This window comes from Pseudomonas lijiangensis (genome assembly GCF_018968705.1).
Lineage (GTDB): Bacteria > Pseudomonadota > Gammaproteobacteria > Pseudomonadales > Pseudomonadaceae > Aquipseudomonas > Aquipseudomonas lijiangensis.
Genome location: NZ_CP076668.1, coordinates 424,820 through 442,686, shown reverse-complemented (window position 1 = coordinate 442,686; position 17,867 = coordinate 424,820). Strand labels below are relative to the sequence as shown.

Here is a 17,867-nt window from a genome sequence, read left to right as displayed (position 1 = left end):
ATGAACTGGTTAAACCTCGAAAACCTGCTGCTCGAACCCTCGAAGGATCGACTGCTGACAAAAGAACCCGCCCTCGATCATGCTCAGTTCTGTGAGCAGGCACTACGTCTGGCTGCCGGTTTGCAAGCCCGGAACATCAAGCGACTGGCCGTCCACCTTGAGGACGCTGGCGATCTGTCCATTGCGCTGCTCGGTGCCTGGCGCGCTGGTGTGGAAGTCTTGCTGCCTGCCGACCTGCAGGGCCAGACCCGCCAGCGCTGGGCAAAGCATGTGGACATGTGGCTGACCGATCAGGCTGGCGATACAAAGCCGCAGCAGTTGCAGGATGCCGCACCGCTTGCACCCATGGCACTGGATCTGGACGAATGTCGCCTGAGCCTGTGTACGTCGGGCTCAAGTGGCGAACCCAAACTGATCGAAAAGCGCCTCAGGCAACTGGCCAATGAAGTCCAGGCGCTGGAACAGCTCTGGGGTGAGAAACTGGGTTCGGCCTGCATCATCGGCAGCGTGGCATCGCAACATATCTATGGCTTGTTGTTTCGCGTGCTGTGGCCTTTGTGCGCTGCTCGCCCGTTCGTACGCAAACAATTGCCTTTCCCGGAGGACCTGCAACGCGCCAGCCGCGAATACCCGGCTTTTGCCTGGGTCGCCAGCCCCGCATTGCTCAAGCGAATGGGCGACAACCTGGACTGGTCCAGCCTGAGCGCCGTACGCCGGGTGTTTTCATCAGGCGGCGCATTGCCCGCCGATGCCGCTCAGAGCCTGCAGCAACGTCTGGGGCAATGGCCCACCGAAATTCTCGGCAGCTCCGAAACCGGCGGGATCGCCTGGCGTCAGGGCGAAAGCCTCTGGCAGGCGTTCGATGGCGTGCAACTGAGTCAGAACAGCGACGGTGCGCTGTGTATTCGCTCGCCCTACATGCCCGCCGATCATGTCGAACAGACTGCCGATGCTGCCCGTATCGATGAAGATGGCCGGTTCGAGCTGCTGGGTCGCCTGGACCGCATCGTCAAACTTGAAGAAAAACGCATTTCCCTGCCGCTTCTGGAAGAAGCCCTCATGAGCCATGAGTGGATCAACGAAGCGCGCCTGGGAGTCGTTCAGGAAAGCCGGGCATCGCTGGGTGCCTTGATTGTGTTGAGCCAGAACGGGATGCATGCGCTACGCAACCAGGGTCGACGTGCCCTGACCAAGAGCCTTCGCCAGCACCTGAGCGCCCATTGCGAGGCCATTGCCCTGCCCCGTCGCTGGCGCATGCTGCGGCAACTGCCATTCAACGCCCAAGGCAAGCTGCCGCAGGCACAAGTCCAGGCGCTGCTTCTGGCACCGCGCCCCAAGAAACCGGAACTGCTGGAACAGCAAACCGTCGACGCTGAATTGCACCTGGACCTGCTGGTTCCGCCGGACCTGGCGTATTTCAGCGGGCACTTCCCCAGGATCCCGGTGTTGCCAGGCGTGGTGCAGGTCGAGTGGGCAATGCATCTGGCCCAGCAACTGCTGGAAGTGCCGCCTGTTTTCGCCGGCATGGAAGTGCTCAAGTTCCAGCAACTGGTGCGCCCGGGCGACCAGATCAAGCTGACCCTGCGCTTCGACAGTGAGCGCTCCAAGCTGTACTTCGCCTTCACCAACACCGACAACGCTCCCTGCTCCAGCGGCAGAATTCTCTTGAAGGCCAGCCAAGATGCATAACCCCTGCGCCGTTATCCCGGTGTTCGATCATGAGCTGGCCGTGCCCGATGTCGTCAAGGCACTGCGGGCAGCCGGGTTGCCATGCGTACTGGTCGACGATGCCAGCAGCCCGGGCTGTGCGGCGGTGCTGCAATCGCTGGCGGAAAACGATCAGGTTTTTCTGGTCACCCTGCCGGTCAACCAGGGCAAAGGCGGCGCGGTCATGGCCGGGCTGCGGGAGGCCTCGCGACTGGGTTTCAGCCACGCGCTGCAAGTCGATGCCGATGGCCAGCATGACCTGAGCGATGTCGCTGTCTTTCTGGACAACTCGCGCCTCTACCCCGAGGCGATCATCTGCGGCTATCCCGAGTATGACGCCAGCGTTCCGAAAGGTCGGCTGTATGCCCGCTACCTGACTCATGTATGGGTCTGGATCAACAGCCTGTCATTGCAGATTCGCGACTCGATGTGCGGCTTCCGGGTTTATCCATTGCCACCGGTCCTGAAACTGATCGACTCGGTACACGTCGGCAAACGCATGGACTTCGACCCTGAAATCCTGGTGCGCCTCTCATGGCGCAAGCAGCCGATGCGCTGGCTGCCGACTCGGGTTCACTACCCCCAGGACGGGCTGTCTCACTTCCGTCTGTTCCATGACAACGCGCTGATTTCGCAAATGCACACCCGGCTGTTCTTCGGCATGCTGCTGCGTCTGCCATTGATCCTGTGGCGGCGGTTGAAACCATGAGCGACAGCCCGCAAAAACAGCACTGGGCTCACCACGAAGAGCGCGGCAGCTTCCTGTTGATGAAGCTCACCGCCTGGGGCGTACGTGTGCTGGGTCGGCGTGTGCTCAGCCCGGTGCTGTACGGCATCGTTCTGTACTTCTTCCTGTTTGGTCGCCGGGCTCGCCGCAGCATCCGGGAATATCAGCAACGGCTGGCGGACTGGAGCGGCAAACCTGAATTGCGCCCCACGCATTGGCGGGTTTTTGGCCAGTTCATGGCCTTTGCCGATGCCTTGCTGGACAAACTCGATGTCTGGAACGGCAAGCTCGGGATCGAACAGATTGAAATCGTCGACCCCGCGCTTCTTCGCGATCAACTGCGGGGTGAACGTGGGCAGCTCCTGGTCGGGGCGCATCTGGGCAACCTTGAAGTCTGCCGGGCGCTGGCCGAACTGGGCGAAAAGGTCACCATGAATGTGCTGGTGCATACCAAGCACGCCGAACGCTTCAACCGCCTGCTGGGGCAGGCCGGTGCCACCAACCTGCGCCTGATCCAGGTCAGCGAACTGGACCCAGCAATCATGCTGCAACTGAGTCAGCGCCTGGACAAAGGCGAGTGGCTGGCCATTGCCGGGGATCGCGTCACCCTGCATGGCGGGCGCAACGTGCAGGCCGATTTCCTCGGCCACGCGGCAAGTTTTCCCCAGGGCCCGTGGCTGCTGGCCGGGCTGCTCAAATGCCCGGTCAATCTGTTTTTCTGCCTCAAGGGCCCGAAGGGTTACCGAGTGATTCTCGAACCCTTCACCGATGCCATTCAATGGCGCCGCAGCGACCGCGCCGAAGTGATTGCCCATTGGGCCAGCCGCTATGCCGAACGTCTTGGGCACTATTGCCTGGAGGCTCCGCAACAGTGGTTCAATTTCTACCCTTTCTGGAAGTCCGATGACGAATCAAGCTCCTGACACGGTCATGTTTGGCGAACGCGCACTGCGCATCGAGGACGTTCTGGCCTTGGCCAATCGCCAGGCCCCGACGGCTCTGCAGAACGACAGTGCCTTTCGGGAGCGCATCGCCAAAGGCGCGCAGTTCCTTGATTCCCTGCTGGACAAGGAAGGCGTGATCTACGGCGTCACCACCGGTTACGGTGACTCCTGCGTGGTCGCCGTGCCGTTGCAGCATGTCGAGGCCCTGCCACGACACTTGTACACCTTCCATGGCTGCGGCCTGGGCAAGCTGCTGGATGCTCAGGCTACCCGTGCGGTCCTGGCAGCGCGCCTGCAATCGTTGTGTCACGGGGTTTCCGGCGTGCGCGTCGAACTGCTGGAGCGCCTTCAGGCGTTCATCGAGCACGACGTCCTGCCGCTGATCCCGGAAGAGGGCTCGGTAGGCGCCAGCGGCGACCTGACACCCCTTTCCTATGTGGCAGCCACCCTGTCCGGCGAGCGTGAAGTCATGTTCCGTGGCGAGCGACGCCAGGCCAGCGATGTGCATCGCGAGCTGGGCTGGGAACCGCTCCAGCTCAGGCCCAAGGAAGCGCTGGCACTGATGAACGGCACCGCCGTCATGACCGGCCTGGCCTGCCTGGCGTTCGCCCGCGCCGACTACCTGCTGCAACTGGCAACCCGCATCACGGCCCTGAATGTCGTGGCGCTGCAAGGCAACCCGGAGCATTTCGACGAGCGCCTGTTTGCCGCCAAGCCTCATCCTGGCCAGACTCAGGTCGCCGCCTGGTTGCGTCAGGATCTGGCCATTGATGCGCCGACCGCGCCGCTGCATCGTCTGCAGGATCGCTACTCGCTGCGTTGCGCTCCCCATGTGCTGGGCGTGCTGGCAGACAGCCTGAACTGGTTGCGTTCGTTCATCGAGATCGAACTCAACAGCGCCAACGACAACCCGATCATCGATGCCGAAGCCGAGCGCGTCCTGCATGGCGGGCACTTCTACGGCGGGCATATCGCCTTTGCCATGGACAGCCTGAAAACCCTGGTCGCCAACGTCGCAGACCTGCTGGACCGGCAACTGGCCCTGCTGGTGGACACGCGCTACAACCATGGCCTGCCGAGCAACCTCTCCGGTGCCAGCAGTGAGCGAGCCATGCTCAATCACGGCTTCAAGGCCGTGCAGATCGGTGCCAGCGCCTGGACCGCAGAAGCCCTGAAAAATACCATGCCCGCCAGCGTGTTCTCGCGTTCGACCGAATGTCACAACCAGGACAAGGTCAGCATGGGCACGATTGCGGCCCGGGATGCCATTCGCGTTCTGGAACTGACCGAACAGGTCGCCGCCGCCACGCTGATCGCCGCCAATCAAGGCGTCTGGCTGCGCAGCCGGGCAGATGACGCACGTCCATTGCCACCGGCACTGGCCGCCATGCACGAGCAACTGGCTCAGGATTTCCCGCCCGTCATAGAGGATCGCGCCCTGGAAGCCGAACTGCGCCTGTGCCTGAATCGCATCGCCAACCGCCACTGGAGGTTGCATGCGCAGTAAGGGATTCATTCACGTCGACACAGAAGTGACGGTGCCGTTTTTCGATGTCGACATGATGAACATCGTCTGGCACGGCCATTACGTCAAATACCTGGAAGTCGCTCGCTGTGCGTTGCTGGATCATATCGGCCACAACTACACCCACATGCTGGAGTCCGGCTACGGCTGGCCCGTGATCGACCTGCAACTGCGCTACATGCGTGGTGCCGTGTTCGGCCAGAAACTGATCGTGCGCGCCAGTCTGGTGGAGTGGGAAAACCGTCTGAAGATCAACTATCTGATCACCGACGCCACCACCGGAGAACGCATGACCCGCGCCAGTACGGTTCAGGTCGCCGTGAGTCGGGAAAGCCGCGAGATGCAACTGGCTTCCCCTCAAGTCTTTATCGATGCCGTCCAGAAGGTCCTGCCATGAACCGTGCGCTCCGGGCTTTGTGCCTGCTTGGCCTGATATGCCTGCCGTCACTGGCTCAGGCATTCGATCTGCAGCAATTGAGCGATCAACTGGCCAGGCCAGCGGTGGTACAGGGCAACTTCGTTCAGGAAAAACACCTGCGCGCCCTGCCGCAACCCCTGCTCAGCAAAGGCCGGTTTGTCCTGTCCAGAGAGTTCGGGCTGCTCTGGTTGCTGGAAACACCGCTGAAACAGGATTACCGCATCACGCCAGCCGGTATCGCTCGCCGCGAAGCACCGGGCAGCGGCCCCTGGAAACTCCTGCCGGGCAAGAGCGCGGGGGCCGAACAGAACCGTCTTTTTCTCGCCGTATTGCAAGGCGACAGCAGCGGTCTGCAACGGGACTTCGAGCTGCAATTGAAAGGCGACGCCCAGGCCTGGCACCTCACCCTCATCCCACGTTCGCTGCTGCTACAACAGGTCTTCAAGCAGATCAATATCGACGGCGGCGAACTGGTCAACCGTATCGAATTGCTGGAAACCCAGGGCGACAGCACTGTTCTGAAAATGCTCGACAGCAGCAGCTCCCAGGCCCTGACCGACGTGCAGCGCAATGACTTCAGCAACTGAACGCTTGTTGCCGCGCCTGTTCCTGCTGATCCTGGCGGGCGTTCTGGCCCTGGCCGGGTGGCAGTGGCATGACCGCTCGCCGCTGTCGGCCAACCTCATGGAGCTGGTCCCCGGCACCAACACCGATGCCCTGGTACTGCGTGCCGAGCAACGCATGCAGGAGCCGCTCAACCGGGAAATGCTGGTACTGGTCGGACATGCCGACCGACAACAGGCCATCGAGCTGGCACGCCAGTTGAGCGAGCAATGGCAAGCCAGCGGACTGTTCGAGAAGGTGCAATGGTCGCTGCAAGCGGACCTGCCAGCCTTGCGTAATCAGCTTTTGCAAGGTCGACTGGCAATGTTGCCCAGTGCAGACCGCAACCTGCTGATCAACGATCCACAGGCCTTCATCGACCAGCGCGTACAAAGCCTGTTCGATCCATTTGCCGGATTCAGTCTGGTCGCAAGTCAGGACGACTGGCTGGGCCTGACCGGACGCATTCAGAACGGGCTGCCGAAACAGGGCTCGGTCCAGCCGGATCTGGCCAGCGGCGCCTTGGTTGCCGTGGCCGATGACAAAAGCTGGGTATTGCTGCGCTCACGCACTCGCAGCGACGCATTCGACATGCACCTGCCCACCCAGGTCGCGAACCTCCTGGATGCTGCTCGCGAACAGGCTAGACAGGTCGACGGCCAGTTACTGGCAGCCAGCGGCCTGTTGTATGCCGCCAATGGCCAGAAACAGGCCAGCCGGGAAATCACCTGGGTAGGTGGCGGTGCGACGGTGGGCATTCTGTTGCTGCTGTTGCTGGCGTTCCGTCGCTGGAAAGTGCTTCTGGCATTCGTGCCGGTGCTGGTCGGCATGCTGTTCGGTGCCGTGGCCTGCGTGGCGTTTTTTGGCAGCATGCATGTCATGACGCTGGTGCTCGGCTCAAGCCTCATCGGCGTAGCCGTGGACTACCCGCTGCACTATCTGTCCAAAAGCTGGAGCCTGAAACCCTGGCGAAGCTGGCCTGCCTTGCGCCTGACATTGCCCGGCCTGAGCCTGAGCCTGATCACCAGTTGTATTGGCTATCTGGCCCTGGCCTGGACGCCATTCCCAGCTTTGACGCAAATCGCCGTGTTCTCGGCTGCCGGTCTGATCGGGGCTTATCTGACAGCGGTTTGCCTGCTGCCTGCGTTGCTCGCCAAGGTCGAAATCCATCCCGCGCAATGGCCTCTGGCCCTGGCTCAACACCTGCTCGATTGCCGGGACGCCTTGCTGCAACGCATCAGTACCCCCGTCCTGCTGGCAGTGCTGCTAGCGTTCTGCGCGACAGGCTTGTGGCAACTGACCACTCGAAACGATATCCGCCAATGGGTTTCCGCGCCTCAGGCACTGACAGACGAAGCCCAGGCCATCGCCCGCATTACCGGCTACCAGCCCACCAGCCAGTTCTTTCTGGTTCGAGGCAAGGATGAGCAGCAGTTGCTGGAGCGCCAGTCGGCACTCACCCAGCGACTGGAACAACTGGTCAATGTCGGCAAGCTGCAGGGCTACATGGCGCTCAATCAACTGGTCGCATCGCCCGCCGACCAGCAAGCCACACGCACTGCACTCTCCCGACTGGAGCCGCTTTGGCAGCCTCTGGTCCAACTGGGCGTGCCGGCCAGCGCATTGCAGGCCGAGCTGGCTCGACTGCAAGCGCTGCCCTCACAAAGTATCGACCTCGCCCTCACCGGACCACTCAGCGAACCCTGGCGCACGCTCTGGCTCGGCCAGAACGATGACGGCGTGGCCGGCATCGTAAGTTTGCGAGGCCTGAACGATCCCGCTCTGCTGAAGACCCAGGCGCAAGGGCTGGAAGGTGTACAACTGGTGGATCGCCTGGGCGAACTCAACAGCGTATTCGCCGCCACCCAGATCAGCGCCGCCGAACTGAAACTGCTTTCCTGCGTGCTGATCGTCCTGTTGCTGGTGCTGCCGTTCGGCCTGGGCGGTGCCCTGCGAATTGTCGCCCTGCCCTTGCTGGCGGCCCTGTGCAGTCTGGCAAGCCTGGGCTGGCTCGGACAGCCGCTGACCCTGTTCAGCCTGTTCGGCCTGCTGCTGGTGACGGCGATCAGTGTCGATTACGCCATTCTCATGCGCGAGCAGATCGGCGGCGCTGCCGTCAGCCTGCTGGGCACCTTGCTGGCCGCCATCACCACCTGGCTTTCATTTGGCCTGCTGGCGATCTCCAGCACCCCGGCCATCAGCAATTTCGGGCTGTCCGTCAGCCTTGGGCTGGCTTTCAGCTTCATCCTTGCGCCCTGGGCAAGTCCGAAAAAGGAGCATCGCCCGTGATGATCCTTCTGTTCTGGCTGATGGCGCTATTGGCCTTTGCCCTGGCAACCTGGGCGGGCCAACGGCTGGGGCTGATTCCCATCGTCAGTCAGTTGCTGCTGGCGACCTTTGGCTTACCCCTGCTGATGCTGTTCTGGATCGAACCGAGCTGGCAACTGAGCGGCACGCAACTGGTGTCGCCGGTCTGGCTCAAGACCTTGTACGGTATGGCCTTCGCGATAGTCCTGGGGCATATCCTCAGCGATGTGATCGACGCCAGACTGGACCGCCAGAGCCTGAAAGTTGCGGTCCCCAGCTTTCTGGTGCCCTTCATCGCAGGGCTGGGCTGTGCGCTATGGCTGCTGCCGGATCAATCCTGGCTCGGTTCGCTGGCAATCGGACTGGTGTTCGCAATCACCGCGATTCCGGTGCTTTATCTCTATCTGCAACACATCGGCTACCCGCCTCAGGCCATACGCCGTCTGGTGCAAACCGCGATCCTTATCGATCTGGCCTGCTGGAGCCTGTTCGCCCTGGGCCAGGGCAGCCTGAAACCCGCCAGCCTTTTACTGCCGCTGACAGGCGCCTGCATTCCCTTGCTGTTCCGCCTGCTGGGCCTGCGCCAGCCGTTCCTCTACAGCGTGACGTTCTTTTTCATGCTGGTGGTAGCCGAGCACTACAGACTTAACGCGCTGATCTTCGGCATTGGCTATCTGCTATGCATGTCACGCCTTGGGCAAACCTGGAAGCTGCCGCTGCCTGCGGCCCTGTTCAGACGCTTGCAGAACCAGTTGGCGATCCCGTTGCTGCTGACCTTCGGCATTGTGCAAATCGACATTCACAGCGCCATGAGCACCCTGAGCGGGCTGCAACTGGCCGCACTGATCATCGTGCCCATCGGCAGCAAGATGCTGGGAAACTGGATCGGTCTGCGCTGGGCTCCACCTTCCTTTGCAGGCGCAAGTCGCTGGCGCGAAAGCGTATTGCTGAATATCCGCGGGCTGAGCGAAATCGTCTTTCTCAATCTTCTGCTGCAACAGCAGCTCATCAGTCCGGCGCTGTATTTCGCGCTGATGGTGATGAGCCTGCTGGCGACGCTCATGCCTGCCCTGACCGGCATGGGTCGCAAACCGTTGCCGTCCCCAATTAACACCGACCAACCGATAAGGAACTCTTGTGCCCCTCACTGACATGGAAAATCGGCAGGTTGTCGTCATTGGTGCAGGCCCTGCCGGGGCGATTGCCGCCGCGTTGCTCAAACGCAAGGGCCACGATGTTCTGATCATCGAGCGCCAGCTGTTTCCACGCTTCTCGATTGGCGAAAGCCTGCTCTCCCATTGCCTGGACTTCGTGGAAGAAGCCGGCATGCTCGAAGCGGTTGAAGCGGCCGGATTCCAGAAGAAAAACGGCGCGGCCTTTGCTGTCGGTGATCAGTACAGCGATTTCGATTTCGGTGACACGTTCAGCAACGGCAAACCCACGACCTTTCAGGTCCAGCGCAGCGAGTTCGACAAGCTGCTGGCCGATCAGGCAGCGCTGCAGGGTGTTGAAATCCGCTATCAGCAGGAAATCATCAACGTCGACTTCAGCGCCCCGCAACCGGTCCTGAGCGTTCGTCGCGAAGACGGCAGCGAATACAGCATACAAGCCCTGTTCGTGCTCGATGCCAGCGGTTATGGCCGGGTCCTGCCGCGCTTGCTGGACCTTGAAGCGCCGTCCGGCTTCCCGGTGCGTCAGGCCGTGTTCACCCACATCGAAGACCATATCGAAAGCCCGCCCTTCGACCGCGAGAAGATCCTGATCAGCATTCACCCTGAACATCGGGACGTCTGGTTCTGGACCATCCCGTTCAGCAATGGCCGCTGCTCCCTGGGCGTGGTTGCATCGGCTGAGCGCTTCAAGGACAAGCCGCAGGACCTGGACGCCTGCCTGCAAGCCTTCGTCGATGAAACGCCACAGCTCAAGAAGGTGCTGAAAAATGCCGTCTGGGATACCCCTGCACGCACCATTGGCGGCTATTCGGCCAACGTCAAAACCCTGCATGGCCCGGGCTTCGCACTGTTGGGCAATGCGGCGGAATTTCTCGATCCGGTGTTCTCGTCCGGCGTCACCATTGCCATGCGCTCGGCAAGCATGGCCGCCAACCTGCTGAGCCGACAGTTGCAGGGCGAAAGCGTGAACTGGGAAAGCGAATTCGCCATCCCGCTCAAACGTGGTGTCGATACCTTCCGCGCCTATGTCGAGGGCTGGTATGACAACAGCTTCCAAGACGTCATTTTCTATCCCGACAGCACCCCGGACATCCGTCGCATGATCAGCGCAATCCTGGCCGGTTATGCCTGGGATGAACGCAATCCTTTTGTCAGCGAACCCAAACGCCGGTTGCGGATGCTGGCCGAGTTCTGTGCGAGCAGCGCCTCATGAACCAGCCATTCCTGAGCGACAGCTATGTCGAAGAAACCCGTTTCGGTTTCTGGTTCCTGCGCAGCCACACCTGGCAGCATCACGTGCTGCGGGTTGCGATCAATGATCTGCGCACTCTGTTCAACGGCCAGCCACCTGAAGCACCGGTGCTGCTGGATGCCGGGTGTGGGCAAGGCAAGTCATTCCAGTACCTGCGCCAGGTCTTCGCACCTTCACGCCTGCTGGGTGTGGACGCCGACCCGCACAGTCTGAAGATGAGCCGTGAAGAAGCTCGCCGCCAGGGTATCGATATCGAGCTGATCGGCAGTGATTGCGCCGCCCTGCAATTGCCGGATGCCAGCGTCGACATGCTGTTCTGTCACCAGACCTTTCACCATCTGGTCGAGCAGGAAAAAGCCATTGCCGAGTTCTATCGTGTGCTCAAACCGGGCGGTTATCTGCTGTTCGCCGAATCCACCGAGGCCTATATCGACACCTGGGTGATTCGCTGGCTGTTTCGCCACCCCATGCATGTGCAGAAAAGCGCAGCGCAGTACCTGGAGATGATTCGTGGCCAGGGCTTCGAGTTTGAAGCCGATAATGTCTCGTACCCGTATCTGTGGTGGAGCCGTGCAAAAGACTTCGGCTTGCTGGAGCGCCTGAAACTGCTCAAGCCCAAGCCGTTCGGGCAACGCGAAGAAACCCTGGTCAATGTCGTGGCCCGCAAGCCTCTGACCGGCGAGTCCTCATGATCCGCGCATGGTTTTTAGTGCTTCTGCTGCTGGGCGGCTGTGCCAGTCAGGCACCGCTGCCTGCGGCCATGCCGTCGCTGCAGTTGCCGATGCAGCTGCATATCCAGCGTGAGCAGGCCGATCAGCGTCAGGACTGGCTGCTGATCATCCAGGGTGAGAATGCCGGGTTGCGCTGGTCCTTGATGGACCCGCTGGGCATTCCCCAGGCGCGCCAGTTGTTGATTCAGGGCAAGTGGCAGGCCGATGGTCTGCTGCCACCGAACCCGGAAGCTCGCGAACTGTTTGCAGCCCTGCTCTTTGCTCTGACACCGAATGAAAAGCTGCCCGTCAGTTATCCTGCGGCACAGAGTCAGGATACGCAGCGCCACCTCAATGACCGCTGGCGGGTTGACTACCGTTCTGCCACTGTCTTTACGCTGAAGCTCAAGGAAGGGCTGAGTTATGAAATCACCCCCTTGAATCTCGAGACTTCACAATGACTGCCTACCTCAATGCCATGGGGCTGATCTGTGCCCTGGGCAATGGTCCTGAAGAGGTGTCGCGCAAGCTGTTCGCTGCCGACAGTTCGGGGATGGTTGCAGAGAACGGCTGGGTGCCCGATCGGGTATTGCCGGTCGGCGCAATCAAAGATGTCCTGGCTCCCATCCCGGCGTCACTGAGCGCACAAGGCAGTCGCAATAACCAATTGTTGCTGACCGCCGCCCTGCAGATCGAAAGCGATATCCGTCAGGCCATCGAGCGTTATGGCGCCGAGCGTATCGGGGTGATTCTGGGGACCAGCACCTCGGGTATCGACGAAGCCAGCAACAGCATGGCGACCTGGCTGCGCGACCAGAGCTTCCCCGAGCATTACGACTATCAGCAGCAGGAGTTGAGCGCACCGGCGACCTTCCTGGCGTCCTGGCTGGAACTGCGCGGCCCGGCCTATGTGATTTCCACAGCCTGCACCTCCAGCGCACGCGCCTTGCTCAGCGCACGACGGGCGCTGGACATGGGTCTGTGCGATGCCGTCCTGTGTGGCGGCGTGGACAGCCTGTGTAAACTGACGCTGAATGGTTTTTCGGCGCTGGAAGCGGTGTCGCAACAGCGCTGCAATCCCTTTTCCGCCAACCGCGACGGCATCAATATCGGCGAGGCGGCAGTCCTGTTCCTCATGACCCGTGAAGCCAGCGGCACACACTCGATCGCCCTGCTGGGCGCTGGCGCCAGTTGCGACGCTCATCATATTTCCGCGCCGGAACCCAGCGGTCGTGGCGCACGACAAGCCATGCAACAGGCACTGGACAATGCCCGGCTCGTTGCCGGTCAAATCAGCTATCTTAATCTGCACGGCACTGCGACCCAGCACAATGACGCCATGGAAAGCCTGGCCGTGCAGGCGGTATTCCCCGATGGTGTTTCGTGTTCCTCGACCAAACCCCTCAGCGGCCATACTCTCGGCGCAGCCGGTGCTCTGGAGGTCGCCTTCTGCTGGCTGAGCCTTGCACCGCAGAACAGCGAACGGGCCTTGCCGCCTCATCTTTGGGACGGCCAGGCCGATCCATTGCTGCCAACCCTGCAATGGATACTGCCCGGCGCACAACTGGCGCCCACTGACTCCCGCTACATGATGAGCAATTCCTTTGCTTTCGGCGGCAACAACATCAGCCTGATTATCGGAGATGCACCATGATCGATTGGCCGCTCGCCGAGTTGATTCCCCATGCTGCCGACATGATCCTTATCGATCAGGTCCTGAGCTTTGACGAAGAACAGATCCAGACCCGCGTCACCGTGCGCCCCGATGGCTTGTTCAGCCAGCCGGATGGCAGCCTTCCTGCCTGGATCGGCGTAGAGCTGATGGCACAGAGCGTTGCAGCCTATGCCGGTTGTCAGGCACGCCTCAAGGGTGAGCCTGTCCAGCTGGGCTTCCTGCTTGGCAGCCGAAAGTTCGAATGCAACGTCGGGCATTTCCCGGCTGGCAGCGAACTGACGATCCAGGCCACCCGCTCATTGCAGGACGAAAGCGGCATGGGTGTCTTTGAATGCAACCTGACCGGCCCGGACATCCAGGCCTTTGCCCGACTCAGCGTCTATTGCCCACCCAACGCCGCCCAATACCTGACCGAAGGAGCCCTGGCATGACTGAATCGATACTGGTCACCGGCTCCAGCCGTGGCATCGGCCGCGCCATTGCACTGCGTCTGGCACAGGCCGGATATAACCTGGTCCTGCATTGCCGCAGCGGCCGCAGTGAAGCAGAAGCTGTCCAGGCCGAAATCGTCGCGCTGGGACGCCAGGCCCGCGTGCTGCAATTCGACGTGAGCGACCGCGCCGCCTGCAAGACGATTCTCGAAGAGGACGTTGAAACCCATGGCGCCTATTACGGCGTCGTGCTCAACGCCGGCCTGACTCGCGATGGCGCTTTTCCGGCCCTCAGCGAAGACGACTGGGATCAGGTGCTGCGCACCAACCTCGATGGTTTCTACAACGTGCTGCACCCGGTCATGATGCCGATGATTCGCCGTCGTGCGGCAGGCAGGATTGTGTGCATCACGTCGGTGTCCGGCCTGATCGGCAATCGCGGGCAGGTGAATTACAGCGCGTCCAAGGCGGGGCTCATCGGTGCAGCCAAAGCTCTGGCAATCGAACTGGGCAAACGCAAGATCACCGTCAACTGCGTGGCACCGGGCCTGATCGATACAGCAATGCTGGACGAAAACGTTCCTGTGGACGAACTGATGAAAATGATCCCGGCACAGCGCATGGGCACGCCTGAAGAAGTGGCCGGTGCGGTGAACTTCCTGATGTCCTCTGAGGCCGCCTACATCACTCGCCAGGTCCTGGCCGTCAACGGAGGCCTGTGCTGATGAAGCGTGTAGTCGTTACCGGCATGTCCGGCATTACTTCACTGGGCAGCGACTGGGCCAGCATCGAAGCCAACTTCACCGCCAACCGCAGCGGCATCCGGCGCATGGGCGAGTGGGACCGTTTCCCCGAACTCAATACACGACTGGCCGGGCCTGTCGATGATTTCGCGGTGCCCGAGCACTGGACCCGCAAGCAGTTGCGCAGCATGGGCCGGGTATCGCGCATGGCGGTGGGCGCATCGGAAAAAGCCCTGATCGACGCAGGCTTGCTGAATGACCCGATCATTCGCGACGGGCGCATGGGCACTGCATGCGGCTCCTCAACCGGCAGCACCGACGACATAAAAGCGTTCGGCAACATGCTGCTCAACTCCGTAGCCGAAGGCCTGAACGCCAACTCCTATGTGCGGATGATGCCGCACACCACGGCAGCCAACATCAGCATCTTCTTCGGCCTGACCGGACGCCTGATTCCGACCTCCAGTGCCTGCACCAGCGGCAGCCAGGGCATCGGCTACGCCTATGAAGCAATCAAGTTCGGACGCTTGCCGCTGATGCTGGCAGGCGGCGCGGAAGAGCTGTGCCCTACCGAAGCCATGGTTTTCGACGCGCTGTACGCCACCAGCCTGAAAAACGACGCACCACACACCAGCCCAAGGCCTTACGACAGCGGTCGAGATGGCCTGGTGATTGGTGAAGGTGCCGGCATGCTGGTGCTCGAAGAGCTTGAACATGCGCTGGCACGAGGTGCGCACATCTATGCGGAAATCGTCGGGTTCGGCAGCAATGCCGATGGCGCCCACAGCACTCGCCCGGAGCAGATCACCATGCGTCGCGCCATGGAACTGGCTCTGGAAGATGCGAACCTGCCGCCAGAGGCAGTCGGTTACGTCAACGGCCATGGCACCGCCACCGAACAGGGCGATATCGCCGAAACCCTGGCAACCAGCAGCCTTTTCGGGCCGCGCATGCCGATCAGCTCGCAGAAGAGTTTCTTCGGTCACACGCTCGGCGCCTGCGGGGCGCTGGAGTCATGGTTCAGCATCGAAATGCTCAATCGCGACCGCTACATCCATACCCTCAATCTCGACAGCATCGACCCGCAATGCGGCGAACTGGATTACCTGATGGGTGAACCCCGGCAGATGAGCAACGAGTATGTGATGAACAACAACTTTGCATTTGGCGGGGTCAACACGTCGCTGATTTTCCGCCGCTGGCACTGATAGATCGACCTACGGATTAAAGGGAATGAATCTGATCAACCGCATCGTGGCCTTGATGGCTTTGGCCAGTGTCGATCTGCGCGGGGATCTGGCACAGATCAAGTAAGAGGCCTGCCCTGCATGGATGAGTCCTCTCCAATGGCGGGAGAGGATTCATTCGCGAATGCCTGGGTCACCAGCTCAAAAAAGGCCTTGGCCATCGGAGACTGTTCGTCCTTTCTCTGCACCAGCCAGACAGCAGTGGTTGCCTTGGGGTCGAGCAGGGTTCGATAGACCACGCCCTCAATGCGCATCCGCTGATAAGGCGCGGGCATGACCGTCACGCCAAGCCCTGCCGCCACCAACCCGATGATGGTCATCACTTCGACGGCCTCCTGGGTAATCAACGGACTGAAGCCCGCATCCCGCGCCAACTCAAGTATCTGACCGTACAAACCGCTGCCGTAAGAGCGAGGGAAAAACACGAACGGTTCGGCAGCCAGCTCTGACATGTACAGCCCCTTCTCGCTACCCGCCGCCAAGGGATGATCGGAGCGCATGATTGCCACCAGCGGCTCGCGCAACAGCTCGAAAGAGACCAGTGAATCAGGCAGGGCCAGCGGGCGCATGATGCCGACCTGTATCGACCTGTCTTCCAGTTGTTCGGCCACATCCTTGCTGGTCATCTCCTTCAAGGCCAGGTGTACAGCCGGGTACTTCTGCCGAAAAGAGAAAATGGCCTGTGGGATACTGGAGGTAAAAGGCGCCGAAGCGGTGAAGCCGATCTTCAATTCGCCAAGCTCACCCAGTTGTGCGCGCCGCGCCACATCGGCGGCCTTGTCGACCTGGGCCAACACCGCGCGCGCTTCTTCGAGGAACAACCTTCCAGCCTCGCTCAATTCGACCCGCCTGTTGGTGCGATCAAAAAGACGCGCGCCCAGCTCCTGCTCCAGCGTCTGGATCTGCTGGCTCAGCGGCGGCTGGGAAATACCCAGCGTCTGAGCGGCGCGGCCAAAATGCAGTTCTTCGGCAACTGCGATGAAGTAACGCAGATGGCGCAATTCCATGCGGCCTCCAATCAAGTCGTTTTACATATCAAACAGGTCGAACAATATATTGGATTGAATTATTTCCGCGCTATATGCTTTTTTCATTACCTGCCCTGCCGCGCTCCGAGGTCCATCGTGAACCCTGCCGTTGCCCCGCTTTCCACAGACGCTCAGCCCACCGCTGCCGCAGGCGACAGCTATATCGAAAAGAACACACCGGCTTTCAAGAGAACGGTGCTGGCGCTGTTCGCCGGAGGATTCGCGACCTTCGCCCTGCTGTATTGCGTACAACCGATGATGCCGTTGCTGTCTCAGGAATTCTCGATCAACGCGGCGCAAAGCAGCCTGATCCTGTCGGTTGCAACGGCGATGCTCGCCATTGGCCTGTTGATTACCGGACCTATTTCCGACCGGTTGGGACGCAAGCCGGTCATGGTACTGGCCTTGTTCTGCGCTGCACTCTCCACCATTGCCAGCGCACTGATGCCCTCCTGGGAAGGCGTGCTCGTCACACGCGCACTGGTCGGGCTGTCCCTCAGCGGGCTGGCGGCGGTGGCGATGACCTACCTCAGCGAGGAAATCCACCCGATGCACCTTGGCCTGGCCATGGGCCTGTATATAGGCGGCAGCGCAGTCGGCGGCATGAGCGGACGGCTGATTACGGGGGTGATGATCGATTACGTAAGCTGGCATACCGCGATGCTGGTGGTCGGCGGCCTGGCACTCATGGCCGCGGCTGTTTTCTGGAAGATTCTCCCCGAGTCCCGCAACTTCCAGCCTCGCTCACTGCATCCACGCAGCCTGCTGGACGGCTTCGTCCTGCAGTTTCGCGACCCCGGCCTGCCGCTGCTGTTCCTGCTCGCCTTCCTGCTGATGGGCGCCTTCGTCACCCTGTTCAACTACATCGGCTATCGCCTGCTGACCGAACCCTACAACCTGAGCCAGGCGGTGGTGGGCGTGTTCTCGATCGTCTACCTGTCAGGCATCTACAGCTCGGCACAGATCGGCGCACTGGGCGACAGACTGGGACGGCGCAAAGTGTTGTGGGCAGTCATCGTCATGATGCTGATCGGCCTGGCCATGACCCTGTTCACTCCGCTGCTGGTCGTCATTGTCGGCGTATTGATCTTCACCTTCGGCTTCTTCGGCGCCCATTCGCTCGCCAGCAGTTGGGTGGGCCGCAGAGCCGTAAAAGCCAGAGGCCAGGCCACTTCGCTGTACCTGTTCTGCTACTACGCAGGCTCCAGCGTGGCCGGAACCGGTGGTGGAGTGTTCTGGCACTACGCCGGCTGGAACGGCATCGGACTGTTTATCGGCGCCCTGCTGCTGATCGCCCTGGCCGTGGCCTTGAGGTTGTCGAGGTTGCAGCCATTGGGGGCGAAGGTTTAGTCACAACCCGGAAGCTGGCAGACAGGGC

Annotated in this window: 17 protein-coding genes; 16 read left to right on the top strand and 1 reads right to left on the bottom strand. The window is 61.1% G+C overall.

All coding sequences use genetic code 11. The features are described from left to right. The 15 genes from KQP88_RS02020 to KQP88_RS01950 are packed head-to-tail and all read left to right on the top strand — an operon-like array spanning position 1 to position 15,422. Positions 1 to 1,689, top strand: coding sequence for an acyl-CoA synthetase family protein (locus tag KQP88_RS02020; protein ID WP_216705868.1), 1,689 nt, complete (start codon positions 1 to 3; stop codon positions 1,687 to 1,689). Next, on the top strand, positions 1,682 to 2,416 hold the full coding sequence (locus KQP88_RS02015) for a glycosyltransferase family 2 protein (RefSeq protein ID WP_200993940.1): 735 nt from the start codon (positions 1,682 to 1,684) through the stop codon (positions 2,414 to 2,416). The genes KQP88_RS02020 and KQP88_RS02015 overlap by 8 nt, the downstream gene beginning before the upstream one ends. Next, positions 2,413 to 3,357, top strand: a complete 945-nt coding sequence (locus tag KQP88_RS02010) for an LpxL/LpxP family acyltransferase (protein ID WP_216704714.1) — start codon at positions 2,413 to 2,415, stop codon at positions 3,355 to 3,357. The genes KQP88_RS02015 and KQP88_RS02010 overlap by 4 nt, the downstream gene beginning before the upstream one ends. Continuing rightward, positions 3,338 to 4,885, top strand: a complete 1,548-nt coding sequence (locus tag KQP88_RS02005) for an HAL/PAL/TAL family ammonia-lyase (protein ID WP_216704713.1) — start codon at positions 3,338 to 3,340, stop codon at positions 4,883 to 4,885. The genes KQP88_RS02010 and KQP88_RS02005 overlap by 20 nt, the downstream gene beginning before the upstream one ends. Beyond that, positions 4,875 to 5,300: an acyl-CoA thioesterase gene (locus KQP88_RS02000; protein WP_216704712.1), complete on the top strand. Its 426-nt coding sequence runs from the start codon at positions 4,875 to 4,877 to the stop codon at positions 5,298 to 5,300. The genes KQP88_RS02005 and KQP88_RS02000 overlap by 11 nt, the downstream gene beginning before the upstream one ends. After that, positions 5,297 to 5,908: an outer membrane lipoprotein carrier protein LolA gene (locus KQP88_RS01995; RefSeq protein WP_216704711.1), complete on the top strand. Its 612-nt coding sequence runs from the start codon at positions 5,297 to 5,299 to the stop codon at positions 5,906 to 5,908. Before KQP88_RS02000 ends, KQP88_RS01995 begins: the two co-directional genes overlap by 4 nt. Continuing rightward, positions 5,892 to 8,213 carry an MMPL family transporter gene (locus tag KQP88_RS01990; RefSeq protein ID WP_216704710.1) on the top strand — a complete coding sequence of 774 codons (2,322 nt, stop codon included), beginning with the start codon at positions 5,892 to 5,894 and terminating at the stop codon, positions 8,211 to 8,213. Before KQP88_RS01995 ends, KQP88_RS01990 begins: the two co-directional genes overlap by 17 nt. After that, positions 8,210 to 9,382: a cation:proton antiporter gene (locus tag KQP88_RS01985; protein ID WP_216704709.1), complete on the top strand. Its 1,173-nt coding sequence runs from the start codon at positions 8,210 to 8,212 to the stop codon at positions 9,380 to 9,382. Before KQP88_RS01990 ends, KQP88_RS01985 begins: the two co-directional genes overlap by 4 nt. Beyond that, positions 9,369 to 10,616: an NAD(P)/FAD-dependent oxidoreductase gene (locus KQP88_RS01980; RefSeq protein WP_216704708.1), complete on the top strand. Its 1,248-nt coding sequence runs from the start codon at positions 9,369 to 9,371 to the stop codon at positions 10,614 to 10,616. The genes KQP88_RS01985 and KQP88_RS01980 overlap by 14 nt, the downstream gene beginning before the upstream one ends. After that, a complete protein-coding gene (locus tag KQP88_RS01975) occupies positions 10,613 to 11,347 on the top strand; it encodes a class I SAM-dependent methyltransferase (protein WP_025258152.1) in 735 nt (244 codons plus the stop codon). The genes KQP88_RS01980 and KQP88_RS01975 overlap by 4 nt, the downstream gene beginning before the upstream one ends. Then, positions 11,344 to 11,826, top strand: a complete 483-nt coding sequence (locus tag KQP88_RS01970) for a hypothetical protein (protein ID WP_216704707.1) — start codon at positions 11,344 to 11,346, stop codon at positions 11,824 to 11,826. Before KQP88_RS01975 ends, KQP88_RS01970 begins: the two co-directional genes overlap by 4 nt. Next, positions 11,823 to 13,019: a beta-ketoacyl-[acyl-carrier-protein] synthase family protein gene (locus tag KQP88_RS01965; protein ID WP_216704706.1), complete on the top strand. Its 1,197-nt coding sequence runs from the start codon at positions 11,823 to 11,825 to the stop codon at positions 13,017 to 13,019. Before KQP88_RS01970 ends, KQP88_RS01965 begins: the two co-directional genes overlap by 4 nt. Continuing rightward, positions 13,016 to 13,471 carry an ApeP family dehydratase gene (locus tag KQP88_RS01960; RefSeq protein WP_216704705.1) on the top strand — a complete coding sequence of 152 codons (456 nt, stop codon included), beginning with the start codon at positions 13,016 to 13,018 and terminating at the stop codon, positions 13,469 to 13,471. The genes KQP88_RS01965 and KQP88_RS01960 overlap by 4 nt, the downstream gene beginning before the upstream one ends. Then, positions 13,468 to 14,196 carry a 3-oxoacyl-ACP reductase FabG gene (gene fabG, locus KQP88_RS01955; protein WP_216704704.1) on the top strand — a complete coding sequence of 243 codons (729 nt, stop codon included), beginning with the start codon at positions 13,468 to 13,470 and terminating at the stop codon, positions 14,194 to 14,196. The genes KQP88_RS01960 and fabG overlap by 4 nt, the downstream gene beginning before the upstream one ends. Further along, entirely contained in the window at positions 14,196 to 15,422 is a 1,227-nt protein-coding gene (locus tag KQP88_RS01950; RefSeq protein ID WP_216704703.1) for a beta-ketoacyl-ACP synthase, read from the top strand. The genes fabG and KQP88_RS01950 overlap by 1 nt, the downstream gene beginning before the upstream one ends. A 98-nt stretch (positions 15,423 to 15,520) precedes the next feature. Here the strand turns inward: KQP88_RS01950 and KQP88_RS01945 are convergent, their stop codons facing one another. Next, positions 15,521 to 16,468, bottom strand: a complete 948-nt coding sequence (locus tag KQP88_RS01945; protein WP_200993952.1) for a LysR family transcriptional regulator — start codon at positions 16,466 to 16,468, stop codon at positions 15,521 to 15,523. Between the two features lie 117 nt (positions 16,469 to 16,585). Here KQP88_RS01945 and KQP88_RS01940 point away from each other — a divergent pair, with 117 nt between their 5' ends. Then, the gene (locus KQP88_RS01940) at positions 16,586 to 17,839 is read left to right on the top strand and encodes an MFS transporter (RefSeq protein ID WP_216704702.1); all 1,254 of its coding nucleotides are present in this window, start codon (positions 16,586 to 16,588) and stop codon (positions 17,837 to 17,839) included. The last annotated feature ends 28 nt before the right edge of the window (positions 17,840 to 17,867 follow it).